Annotated in this window: 16 protein-coding genes; 14 read left to right on the forward strand and 2 right to left on the reverse strand. The window is 60.0% G+C overall.

Going from position 1 to position 15,487, the window contains the following annotated elements:
• Positions 1-39: 39 nt before the first annotated feature.
• The gene (locus GR198_RS27580; RefSeq protein WP_029871475.1) at positions 40-2,115 is read right to left on the reverse strand and encodes a lytic transglycosylase domain-containing protein; all 2,076 of its coding nucleotides are present in this window, start codon (positions 2,113-2,115) and stop codon (positions 40-42) included.
• A 214-nt stretch (positions 2,116-2,329) separates the two neighbouring features.
• On the opposite strand from GR198_RS27580, the gene dapA reads away from it, so the two are divergent.
• Together dapA and smpB are read left to right on the forward strand one after the other, a co-directional pair.
• Positions 2,330-3,214, forward strand: coding sequence for a 4-hydroxy-tetrahydrodipicolinate synthase (gene dapA, locus GR198_RS27585; RefSeq protein ID WP_164069832.1), 885 nt, complete (start codon positions 2,330-2,332; stop codon positions 3,212-3,214).
• A 99-nt stretch (positions 3,215-3,313) separates the two neighbouring features.
• Positions 3,314-3,793 carry an SsrA-binding protein SmpB gene (gene smpB / locus GR198_RS27590; protein WP_003546925.1) on the forward strand — a complete coding sequence of 160 codons (480 nt, stop codon included), beginning with the start codon at positions 3,314-3,316 and terminating at the stop codon, positions 3,791-3,793.
• Between the two features lie 68 nt (positions 3,794-3,861).
• On the opposite strand, the gene GR198_RS27595 is transcribed toward smpB, so the two are convergent.
• Positions 3,862-4,443 carry a LabA-like NYN domain-containing protein gene (locus GR198_RS27595; RefSeq protein ID WP_003558079.1) on the reverse strand — a complete coding sequence of 194 codons (582 nt, stop codon included), beginning with the start codon at positions 4,441-4,443 and terminating at the stop codon, positions 3,862-3,864.
• 296 nt (positions 4,444-4,739) lie between these two features.
• On the opposite strand from GR198_RS27595, the gene rpoZ reads away from it, so the two are divergent.
• The 12 genes from rpoZ (at position 4,740) to GR198_RS27655 (ending at position 15,245) form a co-directional block, all read left to right on the forward strand.
• Complete coding sequence (rpoZ, locus tag GR198_RS27600) at positions 4,740-5,144, forward strand: DNA-directed RNA polymerase subunit omega (protein ID WP_003558080.1); 405 nt, start codon at positions 4,740-4,742, stop codon at positions 5,142-5,144.
• Positions 5,145-5,326: 182 nt separating this feature from the next.
• A complete protein-coding gene (locus GR198_RS27605) occupies positions 5,327-7,561 on the forward strand; it encodes a RelA/SpoT family protein (protein ID WP_164069833.1) in 2,235 nt (744 codons plus the stop codon).
• A gap of 184 nt (positions 7,562-7,745) precedes the next feature.
• The gene (locus GR198_RS27610) at positions 7,746-7,895 is read left to right on the forward strand and encodes a DUF3563 family protein (protein WP_003558084.1); all 150 of its coding nucleotides are present in this window, start codon (positions 7,746-7,748) and stop codon (positions 7,893-7,895) included.
• 161 nt (positions 7,896-8,056) lie between these two features.
• Positions 8,057-8,647 (forward strand): DUF2062 domain-containing protein, encoded by a 591-nt coding sequence (locus GR198_RS27615; protein ID WP_029871472.1) that lies wholly within the window; start codon positions 8,057-8,059, stop codon positions 8,645-8,647.
• Between the two features lie 38 nt (positions 8,648-8,685).
• Positions 8,686-9,090, forward strand: coding sequence for a holo-ACP synthase (gene acpS / locus GR198_RS27620; protein WP_029871471.1), 405 nt, complete (start codon positions 8,686-8,688; stop codon positions 9,088-9,090).
• 158 nt (positions 9,091-9,248) lie between these two features.
• Positions 9,249-9,992, forward strand: a complete 744-nt coding sequence (lepB, locus tag GR198_RS27625; protein ID WP_011651201.1) for a signal peptidase I — start codon at positions 9,249-9,251, stop codon at positions 9,990-9,992.
• The gene (gene rnc / locus GR198_RS27630) at positions 9,989-10,708 is read left to right on the forward strand and encodes a ribonuclease III (RefSeq protein WP_164069834.1); all 720 of its coding nucleotides are present in this window, start codon (positions 9,989-9,991) and stop codon (positions 10,706-10,708) included. The genes lepB and rnc overlap by 4 nt, the downstream gene beginning before the upstream one ends.
• Positions 10,709-10,715: 7 nt before the next feature.
• Entirely contained in the window at positions 10,716-11,657 is a 942-nt protein-coding gene (era, locus tag GR198_RS27635; protein WP_029871469.1) for a GTPase Era, read from the forward strand.
• Between the two features lie 150 nt (positions 11,658-11,807).
• On the forward strand, positions 11,808-12,560 hold the full coding sequence (locus tag GR198_RS27640) for a Crp/Fnr family transcriptional regulator (protein WP_028741475.1): 753 nt from the start codon (positions 11,808-11,810) through the stop codon (positions 12,558-12,560).
• Between the two features lie 209 nt (positions 12,561-12,769).
• A complete protein-coding gene (locus GR198_RS27645) occupies positions 12,770-13,255 on the forward strand; it encodes a hypothetical protein (RefSeq protein ID WP_164054388.1) in 486 nt (161 codons plus the stop codon).
• A 121-nt stretch (positions 13,256-13,376) separates the two neighbouring features.
• A complete protein-coding gene (recO, locus tag GR198_RS27650; RefSeq protein ID WP_164069835.1) occupies positions 13,377-14,147 on the forward strand; it encodes a DNA repair protein RecO in 771 nt (256 codons plus the stop codon).
• Positions 14,148-14,249: 102 nt separating this feature from the next.
• Positions 14,250-15,245 carry an aldo/keto reductase gene (locus GR198_RS27655; protein ID WP_029871467.1) on the forward strand — a complete coding sequence of 332 codons (996 nt, stop codon included), beginning with the start codon at positions 14,250-14,252 and terminating at the stop codon, positions 15,243-15,245.
• Positions 15,246-15,487 lie beyond the last annotated feature (242 nt).

The raw sequence follows: 15,487 nt of genomic DNA on the forward strand, positions 1-15,487 counted from the left end.
CGAAGATGTAGCTTGCTTTTCAAGCCGCGCCAAATGGCTTCAGGAGGCGCTGCGTCCGCCGATCAGGTCGCGCTCGATATCGGTGGGCTGGCCGAGACGGGCTTTATAAACTTCGTAATTCTCCATCACCCGCTGCACATAGTTGCGCGTTTCGGGGAAGGGGATGCGCTCGATCCAGTCGACGATCTCGTCGATCGGCCTGCCGCGCGGATCGCCGTAGCGGCCGATCCATTCCGGCACCCGCTTCGGCCCGGCATTATAGGCAATGAAGGTGAGGATATAGGAGCCGCCGAAGGCGTCGATCTGCTCGCCGAGATAATGAGCACCGAGTGTCGCGTTATAGCCGGCATCGGCCGTCAGCTTGTCCTTGGAAAAGGCGATGTTGTGGCGCTTGGCCACCGCCTGGGCTGTTCCCGGCAGAAGCTGCAGCAGGCCGCGCGCGTTTGCCGCCGAAACGGCGGCCGGGTTGAAGGCGCTTTCCTGCCGGGCGATGGCATAGGCGAGCGCCTTGCCGGAGCCTGTTATGTTGGCGTTCGCCGGGATCACGCCGACCGGAAAGGCAAGCGCTGCGACATCGATGCCGCGTCCATAGGCGATCTTGCCGATCTGCAGCGAGAGATGATGATCGCCGGATTGCTCGGCCCGTGCCGCAAGGACAGCCAATTCACCGGGGCTTTGCAGTTGATCGGCGAGCGCGAGATAGAGAATGGCGGCCCGCCATCCATGGCCGGCGGCCTCCAGCCGGGCGATCGCCTGCACGGCTTCGCGTGCCTGGAAGCGCTGCCGGTCGGCCGTGCTCGGTGCGGGATAGGTGACATTAAGCGTCTTTCGCCCCAGCCTTTCGGCCGCGAGCTGTCCATAGAAGGTGCCGGGAAAATTCGCGGCCTTCGCATAGAATTCGTTGGATTTGCCGGGGCCTCCGGCCTCCGCTGCTCGTCCCAGCCAATACCAGGCGCGTGAAACCGAGATCGGTCCGTTTGATGTCTGGAGGATCTTGCGGAAATGTCTTTCCGCCGTTGCCGGGTCCTGGAGGCCGCGAAGCGCGTACCATCCGGCATGGAATTCAGCCTCGACGATATCCGTCGGGCTCGTTGCGGCGTAGTTTGCGACGATGCGATAGGCAGGCTTGAACTGTCCCTGGTCGACGAGACCACGGCTGATGATGCGCTGCTCGTTCCACCATTCGCCAGAATTGACGAGTTCGCTACGCTCTGGCGGCATCTGCTCCAGAAGCACAGCCGCTTCGGCATATTTGTCTTGTTTGCGCAGATATTCGATCCGCGCAAACAGCAGGCCGGCATCGCCGCGCCATTTCGCATCGACGGCGTTGAGCAGCGCGCCGGCATTGCCGGCTTTGGCGTCGACTGCAGCCCAGGCCGTGTAGAGCGACTGCGCCTGGCCCATATCTCCGAAGCGCTTGGCCTGCGCCACCCGGCCGCGATACATCAGATAGTCCATCCGCGCCTTATGGTCGGCAGGCGTCAACAGCGCGGAAAACTCGATGAGGATCTTGTCCTCAGTCGCCTTGTCGAGCGCCTCTCCGCGCCAGACCTTGCGGATATATTTTGCCGCCTGCGCCTGCTTGCCTGACGCAACCAGCGCCCGGCCGAGGATGACGGCGCCCTGCATCGTCTCGGGCGCGGTATCGCCGAAGGCGGCGAGTACGGCGGAAGGGGCGGGATTTTCGTCATAGATCGCGCGTTCGGAATAGGCGCGCAGCCGCGAAAGACCCGGCCAGCTCTTGAGTTCTTGCGCGGCGCTGGCGATTTCATAAGAAGGAACACCCTTCAATCCGGAAACGGCGATCGCCCAGGTGAGGATATGGCGGTCGAGCGTCCCGTCGCGCATGCTGTCACGGATCGAAAGTGCCAGCTGCGGGTCCTTGTCGGAAAGCGCGTCGAGGCCGGCTTTCAGATCGCCGTTGACGGGCGCGATGGCCGGATTGCGCGGAATGGCGCCTGTCGTGATCGATTCCGGTATGGCTGTTTCGGGAATGAAGCCGAGCGGCTTGACGGCAGGCGTGGCAGTGCTCTCGCCGGGAAGCGGCGACGCAACACTGCTCCACGCGGCGGCAATCAAGCCGAAGGCGGACAGAATCAGGACAGCTTTCTTCATCCGGGATCTCGCAACGAAAACACGCCCTGCCATTTGGCTAGAGGCATCTTAACGAAACCTTACCGTACCAGGTAAAATTCATTCACATCTGCTATCGGAATTTGCCCTAAACCGAACTCTGCGCGCTTGTCGCGATGATTTCGGCGCTCTATGGTGCGCAACTCATATTCATGGAATGCGGCCGAAGCAAGGATTTGGTCGTGAGGAGCTTTGCATGTTCAATGGGTCCATTCCCGCCCTCGTCACCCCTTTCACGGATGCCGGACTGATCGACGAAGACAGCTTCGCCGCTCATGTCGACTGGCAGATCAAGGAAGGCAGCGGTGGTCTCGTTCCGGTCGGCACGACCGGCGAATCCCCGACGCTGTCGCATGCCGAGCACAAACGGGTGGCGGAACTGTGCATCGAAGTTGCCGCAAAACGCGTTCCCGTCATGGCCGGCGCCGGCTCGAACAATACGCGTGAGGCGATCGAGCTTGCCCAGCATGCCGAAAAGGTCGGTGCAAACGCCGTTCTGGTCGTCACGCCCTATTACAACAAGCCGACGCAGAAGGGTTTGATCGCGCATTTTTCGGCGATCGCCGAGGCCGTCGATCTGCCGATCTATATCTATAACATCCCCGGCCGCTCGGTGGTCGACATGACACCGGAAACGATGGGCGCGCTCGCCAAGGCGCATCGGAATATCGTCGGCGTCAAGGATGCGACGGGCAAGATCGAGCGCGTCTCCGAACAGCGCATCACCTGCGGCGCAGATTTCAGGCAGCTGTCCGGCGAGGATGCGACGGCGCTCGGCTTCAACGCCCATGGCGGTGTCGGCTGTATTTCGGTAACGGCCAATGTTGCCCCGCGCCTTTGCGCCGACTTCCAGGCGGCAACGCTGGCAGGCGACTATGCCCGCGCCCTGGAATATCAGGATCGGCTGATGCCGCTGCACAAGGCGATCTTCCTTGAGCCGGGCCTTTGCGGCGCCAAATACGGGCTCTCCAAGCTTGGCCGGATGAGCCGCAACGTTCGTTCGCCGCTGCTTTCGACGCTGGAGCCGGCAACGGAATCGGCGATTGACGCCGCGATGCGCCATGCAGGCCTGTTGAACTGACGAGACCGGCCGTCTTCACAAGACGGGGTCTCTCCCTTACATAAAGGGCAAGGAATGAGGGCGCGGCTTTTCGCGCCCTAAAATAATTGGAATATTGTCATGGCCCCCAAAGGCAGCCAGCGCGTGGTGAACAAGGTCGTGGCCGAAAACCGCAAGGCCCGCTTCAACTACGAGATCATCGATACTTACGAGGCCGGCATCGTGCTGATGGGCACGGAGGTCAAGTCGCTGCGCGAAGGCAAGGCCAATATCGCCGAATCCTACGCCTCGGATGAGGGCGGCGAGATCTGGCTGATCAATTCCTACCTGCCGGAATATCTGCAGGCCAACCGCTTCAATCACGAGCCGCGCCGCCGCCGCAAGCTGCTGCTGTCGGGCCGTGAAATCCATCGCCTGCGCTCTGCCATCAACCGCGAAGGCATGACGCTGATCCCGCTGAAGATCTATTTCAACGATCGCGGTCGGGCGAAGATGGAACTGGCGCTCGCCAAAGGTAAGAAATTGCACGACAAGCGCGAATCCGAGAAGGAGCGCGATTGGAACCGGCAGAAGAGCCGCCTGCTGAAGGCTCATGGCTGACCGCGCTGCCGTGGTTTATGATCACGTCCTGATTGTCGCGGCCACTCCGGTTCGGGATGATGGAGAGATCAATCCTCGAGATCGCTGACCGGGGCAACTTCGGCCGGGCGTGGCGCCCGCTCGGAGGGATCACGACCGATTTCAGCCTTCAGAGATAAGAGATCGATGAAATGATCGGCCTGCCGGCGCAGGTCGTCGGCAATCATCGGCGGCTGGGTCGCCATGGTCGAGATCACGGAGACCTTGCGGCCCCTGCGCTGCAGCGCCTCGACCAGGTTCGTGAAGTCGCCGTCGCCCGAGAAGATGACGAGATGATCGACCGTTTCGGACTGTTCCATGGCGTCGATCGCAAGCTCGATGTCCATGTTGCCCTTGATCTTTCGGCGGCCCATGGAATCCGTGAATTCCTTGGCGGGCTTGGTGACGACTTTGTAGCCGTTGTAGTCGAGCCAGTCGATCAGCGGCCGGATCGATGAATATTCCTGATCTTCGATCAGAGCGGTATAATAATAAGCGCGCAGCAGATATCCGCGTTTCTGGAATGCTTTCAAGAGCTTGCGGTAATCTATATCAAAGCCGAGGCTCTTGGATGCAGCGTAGAGATTGGCGCCGTCAATGAAGAGTGCAATTTTTTCGCGTGGGTCAAACATCGCTTACCAATCCAATGAGAGCAATCGAAATCCGCATGGGACAAACTTAAATAAAAACAATAGCTTGTGTTTCGATTTCGATCCGGTCCTTACTTTATGAATTATTCATATATGAAAGATTTAGGGCACGATTCGACATATTCCAAGCAACCTTCGGTGGAATTATGACATTCTCCATGGGAATCTAGCTCAGCCGCGGATAAAGACGAGGGAGCCGGAATGAAAAACTTGTATTTGCCCGGTTTTAATTGTATCGGGCGTGTTAATCCCGAAATGACGACCGTAAAGGACAGGCAATGGCCCGTGTCACAGTTGAAGATTGCATCGACAAGGTGGAGAACCGCTTCGAGCTGGTTCTGCTCGCCAGCCACCGCGCCCGGCTGATTTCCCAGGGTGCCTCGATCACCATCGATCGCGACAACGACAAGAATCCTGTGGTGGCCCTGCGCGAAATTGCCGACGAGACGCTTTCGCCCGATGACCTCAAGGAAGATCTGATCCATTCGCTGCAGAAGCATGTCGAAGTTGACGAGCCCGAGCCCGATCCGGCAAGCATGATCGCCGCCGGCGGTGTCGCCGCAGCCGACAGCGAAGAGCAGGACGATGTGCCGGAGACGATCACTTTCGACCAGATGTCGGAAGAAGAGCTGCTTGCCGGCATCGAAGGCCTTGTGCCGCCGGAAAAGAGCGACGACTACTAAGCGCGCAGGCGGGATCTCCGGTCGCATCGGTTAGATGCAGCCCGGAAAAAGCTGCATGCGACGCAAAAGAGCGACGATTACCAATCGTCAATCTTGCACCTTTATTGCTTAGGCATATTATTGCCCATGTGTGCGCCAATCGTTGATTGGCGCGCTTTTATTTTTATCGGAGTGGCTTTGGAATGATGCGGCAGTACGAGCTCGTGGAGCGGGTTCAGCAATACAAGCCCGATGCCAATGAAGCACTGCTGAACAAAGCCTATGTTTATGCCATGCAGAAGCATGGCCAGCAAAAGCGCGCGAGCGGCGATCCCTATATTTCCCATCCGCTCGAGGTCGCCGCCATTCTCACCGACATGCACCTCGATGAATCGACGATCGCGGTCGCCCTTCTGCATGATACGATCGAGGATACGACGGCGACGCGCGCCGAGATCGACGAACTCTTCGGCGAGGATATCGGCCGCCTGGTCGAGGGTCTGACCAAGATCAAGAAGCTCGATCTCGTCACCAAGAAGGCCAAGCAGGCGGAAAACCTGCGCAAGCTGCTGCTCGCCATTTCCGACGATGTGCGCGTGCTGCTCGTCAAGCTTGCCGATCGCCTGCACAATATGCGTACCCTCGATCACATGTCGGCCGACAAGCGTGCCCGCATTTCCGAGGAGACGATGGAAATCTATGCGCCGCTCGCCGGCCGCATGGGCATGCAGGACATGCGCGAGGAACTCGAGGAACTCTCCTTCCGGCATATGAACCCGGAAGCTTACGAGACCGTCACCAAAAGGCTGGAAGAGCTTTCGAAGCGCAACGAAGGCATCGTCAAGAAGATCGAGGCCGAACTGCGCGACCTTTTGGTCGCAAGCGGCCTGACGAGCGCCTATGTCAAGGGCCGGCAGAAGAAGCCCTATTCGGTCTTCCGCAAGATGCAATCGAAGTCGCTTTCCTTCGAACAGCTTTCCGATGTCTACGGCTTCCGCCTGATCGTCGAGGACATCCCGTCCTGTTACCGGGCACTCGGCATCGTCCACACGCGCTGGCGCGTCGTGCCCGGCCGCTTCAAGGACTATATCTCGACGCCGAAGCAGAACGATTACCGTTCGCTGCACACCACCATTGTCGGCCCCTCCAGCCAGCGCATCGAACTACAGATCCGCACCAAGCGCATGCACGAAATCGCCGAATTCGGCATTGCCGCCCACACGCTCTATAAGGACGGTGCCACCAATGCCGATGGCGACATCCTTTCCCGTGAATCCAATGCCTACTCCTGGCTGCGTCATACGATCGAGGCCCTGGCCGAGGGCGACAGCCCGGAAGAATTTCTCGAACACACCAAGCTCGAGCTCTTCCAGGACCAGGTCTTCTGCTTCACGCCGAAGGGCAAGCTGATCGCCCTGCCGCGCGGCGCCACCCCGATCGATTTCGCCTATGCGGTGCATACCAATATCGGCGACACCACGGTGGGCGCCAAGATCAACGGCCGCATCATGCCGCTGGTGACGCGGCTTGCAAATGGCGACGAGGTCGAGATCATCCGCTCCGGCGTGCAGGTTCCGCCCGCCGCCTGGGAGGAGATCGTCGTGACCGGCAAGGCGCGCGCCGCCATCCGCCGCGCCACCCGCATGGCGATCCGCAAGCAATATGCCGGCCTCGGCCACCGCATTCTCGAGCGCACCTTCAACAGGGCCGGCAAGATCTTCTCGCGCGAGGCGATGAAGCCGGCGCTGCACCGTCTCGGCCAGAAGGATGTCGAGGATGCGATCGCCGCCGTCGGCCGCGGCGAGATGTCCTCGCTCGACGTGCTGCGCGCCGTCTATCCCGATCACCAGGACGAGCGTGTCACCGTGAAGCCCTCCGGCGATGACGGCTGGTTCAACGTCCGCAGCGCCGCCGGCATGATCTTCAAGATCCCTGGCAAGACCAAGACAGGGCACGATGGCGGCCACTCGGAAATCGACGCCGATTCCGATATCGGGCCGATCCGCGGCCTGTCGGGCAATGTCGATGTCAAGTTCGCGCCGACCGGCGCCGTGCCCGGCGATCGTATCGTCGGCATCATGGACCAGGGCAACGGCATCACCATCTATCCGATCCAGTCGCCGAGCCTGCAGCGTTTCGACGATCAGCCCGACCGTTGGATCGACGTGCGCTGGGACCTCGACGAAGCCAACAAGTCGCGTTTCATGGCGCGCATCATGGTGAATGGGTTGAATGAACCGGGCACGCTTGCCAAGGTCGCCCAGACGGTCGCAGGCCTCGACGTCAATATCCGCTTGTTGAATACGGTGCGGGTCGCGGCCGATTTCACCGAAATGATGCTCGAGGTCGAGGTCTGGGACCTGCGTCAGCTCAACCAGCTGCTCGCCCAGATGAAGGAACTGGATTGCATCGCCACTGTCCGGCGCCTCTACGAGTAAGCTTTTATTAAGCCGCCCCAGAGGGTTGGCCGAAAAATTGCACATTTTATAATCGGAGTGGCGCATCAAAGGGGCAAGCGATGCGTTGAACGCATGGCTGTGTCCATGTTGCGGCGGTGGTAATTAACCTTTGTCGGGCCTATCTTCTGGTCATCGAAACATAAACGGAAGATGAGACAAGATAATGTTTGACCCTATCAAGAAATTCGCTCGCGCCTTTCGTGCTCCGACCACGCAGGAACGTGAAATGGCATATTTGAACGGCTCGCTCGATCGTATCGATCTCGAGTTTCGTCAGCGCCAGGTCGACCGCGGTCTGTTCCGCAATCGCTGATACTGGACTTTATACTTGAGGTAAGTGAGGGACGTTATGCATAACGGACGCCCCTCGGCATGAAGAATCTCCTCTTCGCAGCGAAAACTGAGGAGCTGTTTTTCGGGCGGTATCATTCGCCGCTCTTGTCATGGTGGTGTGCGCTGCACTAAATACCGGCCATGTTGTTTCGCCGTCGTAAGCCTGCGGGATTCAAGGAAAAGATGCGGGAGCTTTTATGGCCTCGCAAAGGTTTCCTTCGCCCGATCCGTTACCTGACAATGCGCGTCCTGCGCCTGAGCGCTTCGCCGCATGCGGTTGCCGCTGGCGTCGCCGCGGGTGTCTTCGTCTCGTGGACGCCGTTCATCGGCGTGCATTTCGTCATGGCTTTCGTCATCACCTACTTCCTCTCCGGCAGCATGGTGGCCGCCGCCCTCGGCTGCGCCGCCTTCGGCAATCCGCTGACCTATCCCTTCATCTGGGGCATCACCTGGGAAATCGGGCATCTGCTGTTGAGCCGCGAGGATCAACTGGTAGGTCAGACGGTGGATCTCGCCGCCCTTTTCCACAAGCTGAACTTCACCGAATTATGGAAGCCGGTGCTGGAGCCGATGCTGGTCGGCGCTATCCCGCCGGCGATCGTCACCTCCGTTGCGCTCTATGCGCTGACGTTCTACACCGTCAGGGGTTTTCAGACGCGCCGCCATATACGGCTGATGGAGCGGGCGCGCCTGCGTCTTGCTGTTCCAGCCGGCGACATGCCGAGCGTATGAACCCGATCAAGAATTCTTAAGCGACGGAAGGGTCCGGCATGATCATCGGCATTGGCAGCGATCTGATCGACATTCGCCGTGTCGAGAAATCCATCGAGCGCTTCGGCGAGCGCTTCACCCATCGCTGCTTCACCGAGATCGAGCGCGCGCGTTCCGATAAGCGGGCAAACCGTGCCGCATCCTATGCCAAGCGTTTCGCCGCCAAGGAGGCCTGTTCCAAGGCGCTCGGCACCGGCATAGCGCAAGGCGTCTTCTGGAAGGACATGGGCGTCGTCAACCTGCCGAGCGGCAAGCCGACCATGCTTTTATCGGGCGGCGCCGCCCTGATCCTCGAATCGCTGCTGCCCGCGGGCCACAGGCCCGCCATTCATTTGACAATAACGGATGATTATCCCTTGGCGCAGGCCTTCGTCATTATCGAGGCGTTGCCCGAGAGCCTTTGATCGCGACCTCGGGCGCTGTTGATCGCGACCTCGGGCGCTGTTGATCGCGACCTCTCGTCGCTTTTGATGTTGTCGCCATTGCCGCAACCGACCGAAGCCGCTAGAGAGAACGACAGAAAGAATTGCGCCGCCGCGGCGTCTTGAAGGAATAAGACTGCGTGTCCGAAAAAGTCGAAGCCAAGCCGAACGCCCTCTGGGAAAATATCAAAGTTATCATCCAGGCGCTGATTTTGGCGATGGTGATCCGAACGGTGCTGTTCCAGCCCTTTACCATTCCGTCCGGTTCGATGATGCCGACCCTGCTTGTCGGCGACTACATCTTCGTCAACAAGTTCGCTTACGGCTATTCGAAATATTCGCTGCCCTTCTCGCCTGATGTTTTCAGCGGCCGCCTGTTCGGCGCTGATCCGAAGCGTGGCGACATCGTCGTCTTCCGTTTCCCGCCGAACCCCGAGATCGACTATATCAAGCGCTGCATCGGCCTGCCGGGCGACCATATCCAGGTTACCGACGGCGTGCTCTACGTCAACGGCAAGCCGGTTCCGAAGGTGGCGGACGGTGCGTTCACTTCGGATTACAAGCTCGACCCGGGCGAGGACGTGCCGGTGTTCCGCGAAACGCTCGACGACGGCAAGTCCTACGACACGCTCGATCAGTCTCCGGTGTCGCGTGGCGACAACACCCGCGAATTCATCGTGCCGGAAGGCCATTATTTCATGATGGGCGACAACCGCGACAACTCGCTCGACAGCCGCTTCGACGTCGGCTTCGTGCCTGCCGAAAATCTTGTCGGCCGTGCCAGCGTCATCTTCTTCTCGCTCGGCAACGACACCTCCTTCCGCGAAATCTGGAAGTGGCCGACGAACATGCGTTGGGACCGCCTCTTCAAGGTTGTTGAATGAGTAAGGCGCAGACGCTTTCTGCGGCGGACCGCGCAAAGCTTGAAGCCCTGATCGGTCATGACTTCGCTGAAAAGGAACGCCTGGATCGCGCGCTGACCCATGCCAGCGCCCGCACCGAAAAAGGCGGCAATTACGAACGGCTGGAATTCCTCGGCGACAGGGTCCTCGGGCTCTGCATCGCCGAGCTTCTGTTCCGCACCTTCGGCACGGCAGGAGAAGGCGAGCTCTCGGTTCGCCTCAACCTGCTCGTGAGCGCCGAAACCTGTGCTGCGGTCGCCGACGAACTCAATCTTCACCTCTATATCCGCACCGGCGCCGATGTGAAGAAACTGACCGGTAAGCGCATGATGAATGTGCGCGCCGATGTCGTCGAAAGCCTGATCGCCGCGATCTATCTCGACGGCGGCCTCGAAGTGGCCCGCCGCTTCATTCTGCGTTACTGGCAGGGCAGGGCGGTGCGGGCCGATGGCGCCAAGCGCGACGCCAAGACCGAGCTGCAGGAATGGTCGCACGCGAAATTCGGCGTCACGCCGATCTACCGGGTTGATGAACGCAGCGGACCGGATCATGATCCGCGTTTCAAGGTGACGGTGGAAGTTGCTGGCATTAAGCCCGAAACCGGCGTAGAGCGGTCGAAGCGTGCCGCCGAACAGGTCGCGGCAACGAAGATGCTTGAGCGCGAAGGCATTTGGCAGCAATCATCTGCCGGAAACTGACGGGACAATGACACAAGAAGAAGAGATCGCGGCCGAAGCTGCCGCAGAAACCAATCGTCCGACGCATTCGGGCTTTGTCGCGCTGATCGGGCCGACCAATGCCGGCAAGTCGACGCTGGTGAACCGCCTCGTCGGCGCCAAGGTCTCGATCGTCAGCCATAAGGTGCAGACGACACGCGCCATCGTCCGCGGCATCGCGATCCACGACAATGCCCAGATCGTCTTCATGGATACGCCTGGTATCTTCAAGCCGCGCCGCCGGCTTGACCGCGCGATGGTGACCTCGGCCTGGGGCGGTGCGAGGGATGCCGATCTGATCGTGCTGCTGATCGATAGCGAACGCGGCCTGCGCGGCGATGCCGAAGCCATCCTCGAAGGCCTCAAGGAAGTCCGGCAGCCGAAAATCCTGCTGCTCAACAAGATCGACCGCGTCAACCGCGAGGATCTGCTGGCGCTGGCCGCTGCCGCCAACGAGAAGATCGCTTTCGAGCGCACCTTCATGATCTCCGCCGAAAACGGCTCCGGCTGCGACGACCTCATGGACTATCTGGCGAAAACGCTCCCGGAGGGGCCGTGGTACTATCCGGAAGACCAGATCTCCGATCTGCCGATGCGCCAGCTCGCTGCCGAGATCACCCGCGAGAAGCTGTTTCTGCGCCTGCATCAGGAGCTTCCTTATGCCTCGCATGTCGAAACGGAGACGTGGGAAGAGCGCAAGGACGGCTCGGTGCGGATCGAGCAGGTGATCTATCTTGAGCGCGACAGCCAGAAGAAGATCGCGCTCGGCAAGGGTGGTGAAACCATCAAGGCGATCTCGACTGCTTCCCGCAAGGAATTGTCGCAGATCCTCGAACAGCCGGTCCATCTCTTCCTGTTCGTCAAGGTTCGCGAGAATTGGGGTGATGATCCTGAGCGGTTCCGCGAAATGGGTCTCGATTTCCCGAAATAAGCATGGCAAGGATTTCGTCGGGCTGGCGCCAGCCCTTTGTTTCCGCATAAAAAATTCGCCTCGCTCATGGAACAAATCCGTGCTTTGCGCATTCCTTCATGAACGGCGCGCCACTGTTGGCGCGCCGATTTTGCGACGGCAAGGGCAAGTATGGCGACGTCGAGACCCATCAATTCTTTCAAGACCCCTTGCGAGCAATGTCCCTTGCGGCCCCTGCCGCATTTCAGGGAGTTCAGCCGTGACGAGCTGGAATTCGTCTCGAGCTTCAAGAGGGGGGAGCTTGCCGTCGATGCCGGCTCCACCATCCTCGTCGAGGGCGCACATAGCGCTCATCTCTTCACCGTGCTCGCCGGCTGGGGCTTCCGCTACAAGATGCTGGAGGACGGACGCCGCCAGATTCTGAACTATATCATGCCGGGCGACTTGGTCGGCCTGCAGGGAACGATTGCCGGTGAGATGCAGCATTCCGTCGAAGCGCTTTCGCCCGTGTCCCTTTGTGTCTTCGAGCGTGACAGGCTGATGACGCTCTACAACAAGCACGCCTCGCTCGCCTTCGACATCACCTGGATCGCCGCGCGCGAGGAGCGCATCCTGGATGAGCATCTCTTGAGCGTCGGCCGCCGCACGGCGCTGGAACGAGCAGCCTATCTGATCGCTTTCCTGTTCGAGCGCGGCCGGAAGCTCAATATCTTCAACGGCCGCAAATTCATCCCCATTACCCAGCAGCACATTGCCGACACGCTCGGACTTTCCATCGTTCACACCAACAAGACCTTGAAAAAGCTCAGCGAACGTGGGTTGATCCGCTGGCAGGAGCGCGGCTGCGAGGTGCTGAACGGCGAGGAATTGATGGCGATCGCCGGTTGGGAAGGGCTTGGAGAGGGCAAACGCCCGTTCATCTAAAGCGCGTCGCGATCTTTCAGATTCGCTCCTCGCGCTTTAGGTCTTTGTTTTGCGCATGTCGTTGTCGCAACACCGCTGCACAGCTTTGCGCGACATGCTTTGGCCAAGCAGCTTGGTTATGTCTTTTTTAAATGCAGATTAGCGGCAAGGAAAATAAGGTCGATCGTCATCTTTCCTCCGATTTTGATTCTTATCGACCGGGCAGAAAAATGGTTTATTCAGAAAAGGTGGCGGAATTCACCGATAGCGTGCCATGCGGGGCACCGGAGGGCAATGATGTTGGCGAAACGGCCGGGGCGCTGCGACAGGCGCCCGACGAGGGGCATCGAATCATGAGCGCAATCCGTGTTCTGGTTCTTGAAGACAGTCTGATCATCGCGATGGAGGCGGAGGATATTCTACGCCTGGCCGGCGTCGAGAGCATCGATATCGTCGGCAGCGTCGAACAGGCAAGGGCTGCCATTGCTGCGGAGCAATATGATTTCGCCCTTCTCGACGTCAATCTCGGCGAGGGCATGAGCTTCGGATTTGCCCGCCATCTTCTCGATATCGGCATCCCCTTCGGCTTCGTCAGCGGCTATTCCGATACCGGCGATTTCCCGCCCGACCTGCAGCACATACCGCTTCTGGTGAAGCCTTTCGACGAAATGGCGATGCGGGAATTCCTGCAGAGGCTTTTCCCAGCTGTCGCCTGACGCGGTCCATGACGGAAGCCAGGCCTTGCATTGCAGGCGCGTCTTTCAGACGCGCAAAGGACGCTGTAACGCGTTGAATTATGCAGTAGGATGGATTCGTCAGCCGTAAGGACTTCTTTCGATGCAGTGGCAGGACCATGCGATCATCCTGGGCGTCAAGCGCCACGGCGAGACGAGCGTCATCGCCGAGGTAATGACGCGTGATCGCGGCCGCCATCTCGGCCTGGTGCGCTCCGGCCGCTCGCGCGCCATGCAGCCGGTGCTGCAGGCGGGCAATGCCGTGGAGGTCATCTGGCGTGCCCGGCTTGACGAGCATCTGGGCGAATTCCGCGTCGAGCCGGTGACGCTGCGGGCTGCCCGGCTGATGGAAACGGCAACCGCCGTCTACGGTGTCCAGGCGATGGGCGCGCTGCTGCGGCTGCTGCCGGAGCGTGACCCGCATCCGCACCTCTTCGATGCGCTGGAGGTTATTCTCGATCACCTGCACAACCCGGCCGATGCCGGCGAACTCTTCGTGCGTTTCGAGCTTGCTGTGCTGAATGACCTCGGCTTCGGCCTCGATCTTGCCGAATGCGCCGCGACCGGCGCCCGTTCCGATCTCGCCTATGTCTCGCCGAAATCCGGCCGCGCCGTCAGCCGCGCCGCTGGTGCCCCCTGGGCGGACAAGATGCTGCTCCTGCCGCCGTTCCTCAGCATCGAAGGCAATCATGCGGCCGACTTCGATAGTCTCTCCGCCGCATTCCGTCTGACAGGGTTCTTTCTGCATCGCCATGTTTACGAGCCGCGCGGCATCGAGGCGGCAACTGCCCGCGACGGTTTCGTTCAGGCGGCACTCAAGGCGCTTAATCCAGCCTTGCGGATGCTTTCCGGTCCGAATGGTGTTTCCGCCTGACCTCGGTTTTTTACGGGTGCAAAACATCCTCCAGATTTGGCGGTTTACCCACTCGTGAGCGCCTCCTATGTCTTCACAGGACTGCCACTCAAGGAGGATCTTATGCTGACCAAGCCCGCATCATCGACAACGATCACGCTCTGGAACGGCCGCGAAATTCCGCGCCTCGGCATGGGATGCTGGGCGATCGGCGGTCCCTTCTTTGCCGGCGACACGCCGCTCGGCTGGGGTGATGTCGACGACGATGAATCCGTGGAAGCGATCAACCGCGCCATCGAACTCGGCATCCGCTTCTTCGACACGGCCTCGAACTACGGCGCCGGCCACTCGGAGGAGGTGCTCGGCCGGGCGATCGGCAATCGCGACGATATCGTCATCGCCACCAAGTTCGGCTTCGCCACCGATGCGGAAACCAAGCAGGCAACCGGCGCCTTCGCCGACGAGGCCTTCATCCGCCGTTCGGTCGAGACCTCGCTGCGCCGTCTCAAGCGCGATCGCCTCGATCTCCTGCAGTTCCACCTCAATGATTTTCCGCTGGAACAGTCGGATGCCGTCTTCGATACGCTGGAGGCGCTGCGCGCCGAAGGCAAGATCGATGCGTTCGGCTGGAGCACCGATTTTCCCGATCGCGCCGCCCGTCATACCAGCCGCCAGGGCTACGTCTCGATCCAGCATACGATGAACGTTTTCGAACCGGTGCCGGAGATGATCGCGGTGATCGAGGGGAAGGGCCTGATGTCAATCAATCGCGGTCCGCTGGCGATGGGGCTGCTGACCGGCAAGTTCACGGCCGACAAGGCCGTGGGCGCCAAGGATGTCCGTGGGGCGGCCCTTGACTGGATGGTCTATTTCAAGGACGGGCGCATGGCCCCGGAATTCGCCGCAAGGCTTGATGCCGTCCGCGATCTCCTGACATCGGGCGGCCGCACGCTGACGCAGGGCGCGCTTGCCTGGCTCTGGGCACGCTCGCCGCGCACCCTTCCCATTCCGGGGTTCCGTACCGTTGCCCAGGTGGAGGAAAATGCCGGCGCGCTGGAGAAGGGACCACTGCCGGCCGATGTCATGGCAGGCATCGATGCCGCACTCGCGCACGTGTGACGCTTCTAGATCAGGATGATTTTAGGCCCGATCGGCCTAAAATCTGAATCCTGATCTAAATCAAAGAAATAGAGCATGATGTCGTCCGAAAACCGCGCACACTTTTCGGCATCATGCTCTAGGCTCCAAACCCAATCAAGCCATTGATCAAAATGGATCGCTGTGATTCATTATGATGACAATGGGAGTTTTGATGATGGCAGGAGAGTTCTGGCTTGATGATCAGCAGTGGGCGGTGATTG

The organism is Rhizobium leguminosarum, from assembly GCF_010668065.1.
Taxonomy (GTDB): domain Bacteria; phylum Pseudomonadota; class Alphaproteobacteria; order Rhizobiales; family Rhizobiaceae; genus Rhizobium; species Rhizobium leguminosarum_S.

What these genes read in the sequence shown, in the direction of transcription:
- GR198_RS27580 (WP_029871475.1), bottom strand. Translation starts at nt 2,115, where the DNA reads ATGAAGAAAGCTGTCCTGATTCTGTCCGCCTTCGGCTTGATTGCCGCC.
- dapA (WP_164069832.1), top strand. Translation starts at nt 2,330, where the DNA reads ATGTTCAATGGGTCCATTCCCGCCCTCGTCACCCCTTTCACGGATGCC.
- smpB (WP_003546925.1), top strand. Translation starts at nt 3,314, where the DNA reads ATGGCCCCCAAAGGCAGCCAGCGCGTGGTGAACAAGGTCGTGGCCGAA.
- GR198_RS27595 (WP_003558079.1), bottom strand. Translation starts at nt 4,443, where the DNA reads ATGTTTGACCCACGCGAAAAAATTGCACTCTTCATTGACGGCGCCAAT.
- rpoZ (WP_003558080.1), top strand. Translation starts at nt 4,740, where the DNA reads ATGGCCCGTGTCACAGTTGAAGATTGCATCGACAAGGTGGAGAACCGC.
- GR198_RS27605 (WP_164069833.1), top strand. Translation starts at nt 5,327, where the DNA reads ATGATGCGGCAGTACGAGCTCGTGGAGCGGGTTCAGCAATACAAGCCC.
- GR198_RS27610 (WP_003558084.1), top strand. Translation starts at nt 7,746, where the DNA reads ATGTTTGACCCTATCAAGAAATTCGCTCGCGCCTTTCGTGCTCCGACC.
- GR198_RS27615 (WP_029871472.1), top strand. Translation starts at nt 8,057, where the DNA reads ATGTTGTTTCGCCGTCGTAAGCCTGCGGGATTCAAGGAAAAGATGCGG.
- acpS (WP_029871471.1), top strand. Translation starts at nt 8,686, where the DNA reads ATGATCATCGGCATTGGCAGCGATCTGATCGACATTCGCCGTGTCGAG.
- rnc (WP_164069834.1), top strand. Translation starts at nt 9,989, where the DNA reads ATGAGTAAGGCGCAGACGCTTTCTGCGGCGGACCGCGCAAAGCTTGAA.
- era (WP_029871469.1), top strand. Translation starts at nt 10,716, where the DNA reads ATGACACAAGAAGAAGAGATCGCGGCCGAAGCTGCCGCAGAAACCAAT.
- GR198_RS27640 (WP_028741475.1), top strand. Translation starts at nt 11,808, where the DNA reads ATGGCGACGTCGAGACCCATCAATTCTTTCAAGACCCCTTGCGAGCAA.
- GR198_RS27645 (WP_164054388.1), top strand. Translation starts at nt 12,770, where the DNA reads ATGGTTTATTCAGAAAAGGTGGCGGAATTCACCGATAGCGTGCCATGC.
- recO (WP_164069835.1), top strand. Translation starts at nt 13,377, where the DNA reads ATGCAGTGGCAGGACCATGCGATCATCCTGGGCGTCAAGCGCCACGGC.
- GR198_RS27655 (WP_029871467.1), top strand. Translation starts at nt 14,250, where the DNA reads ATGCTGACCAAGCCCGCATCATCGACAACGATCACGCTCTGGAACGGC.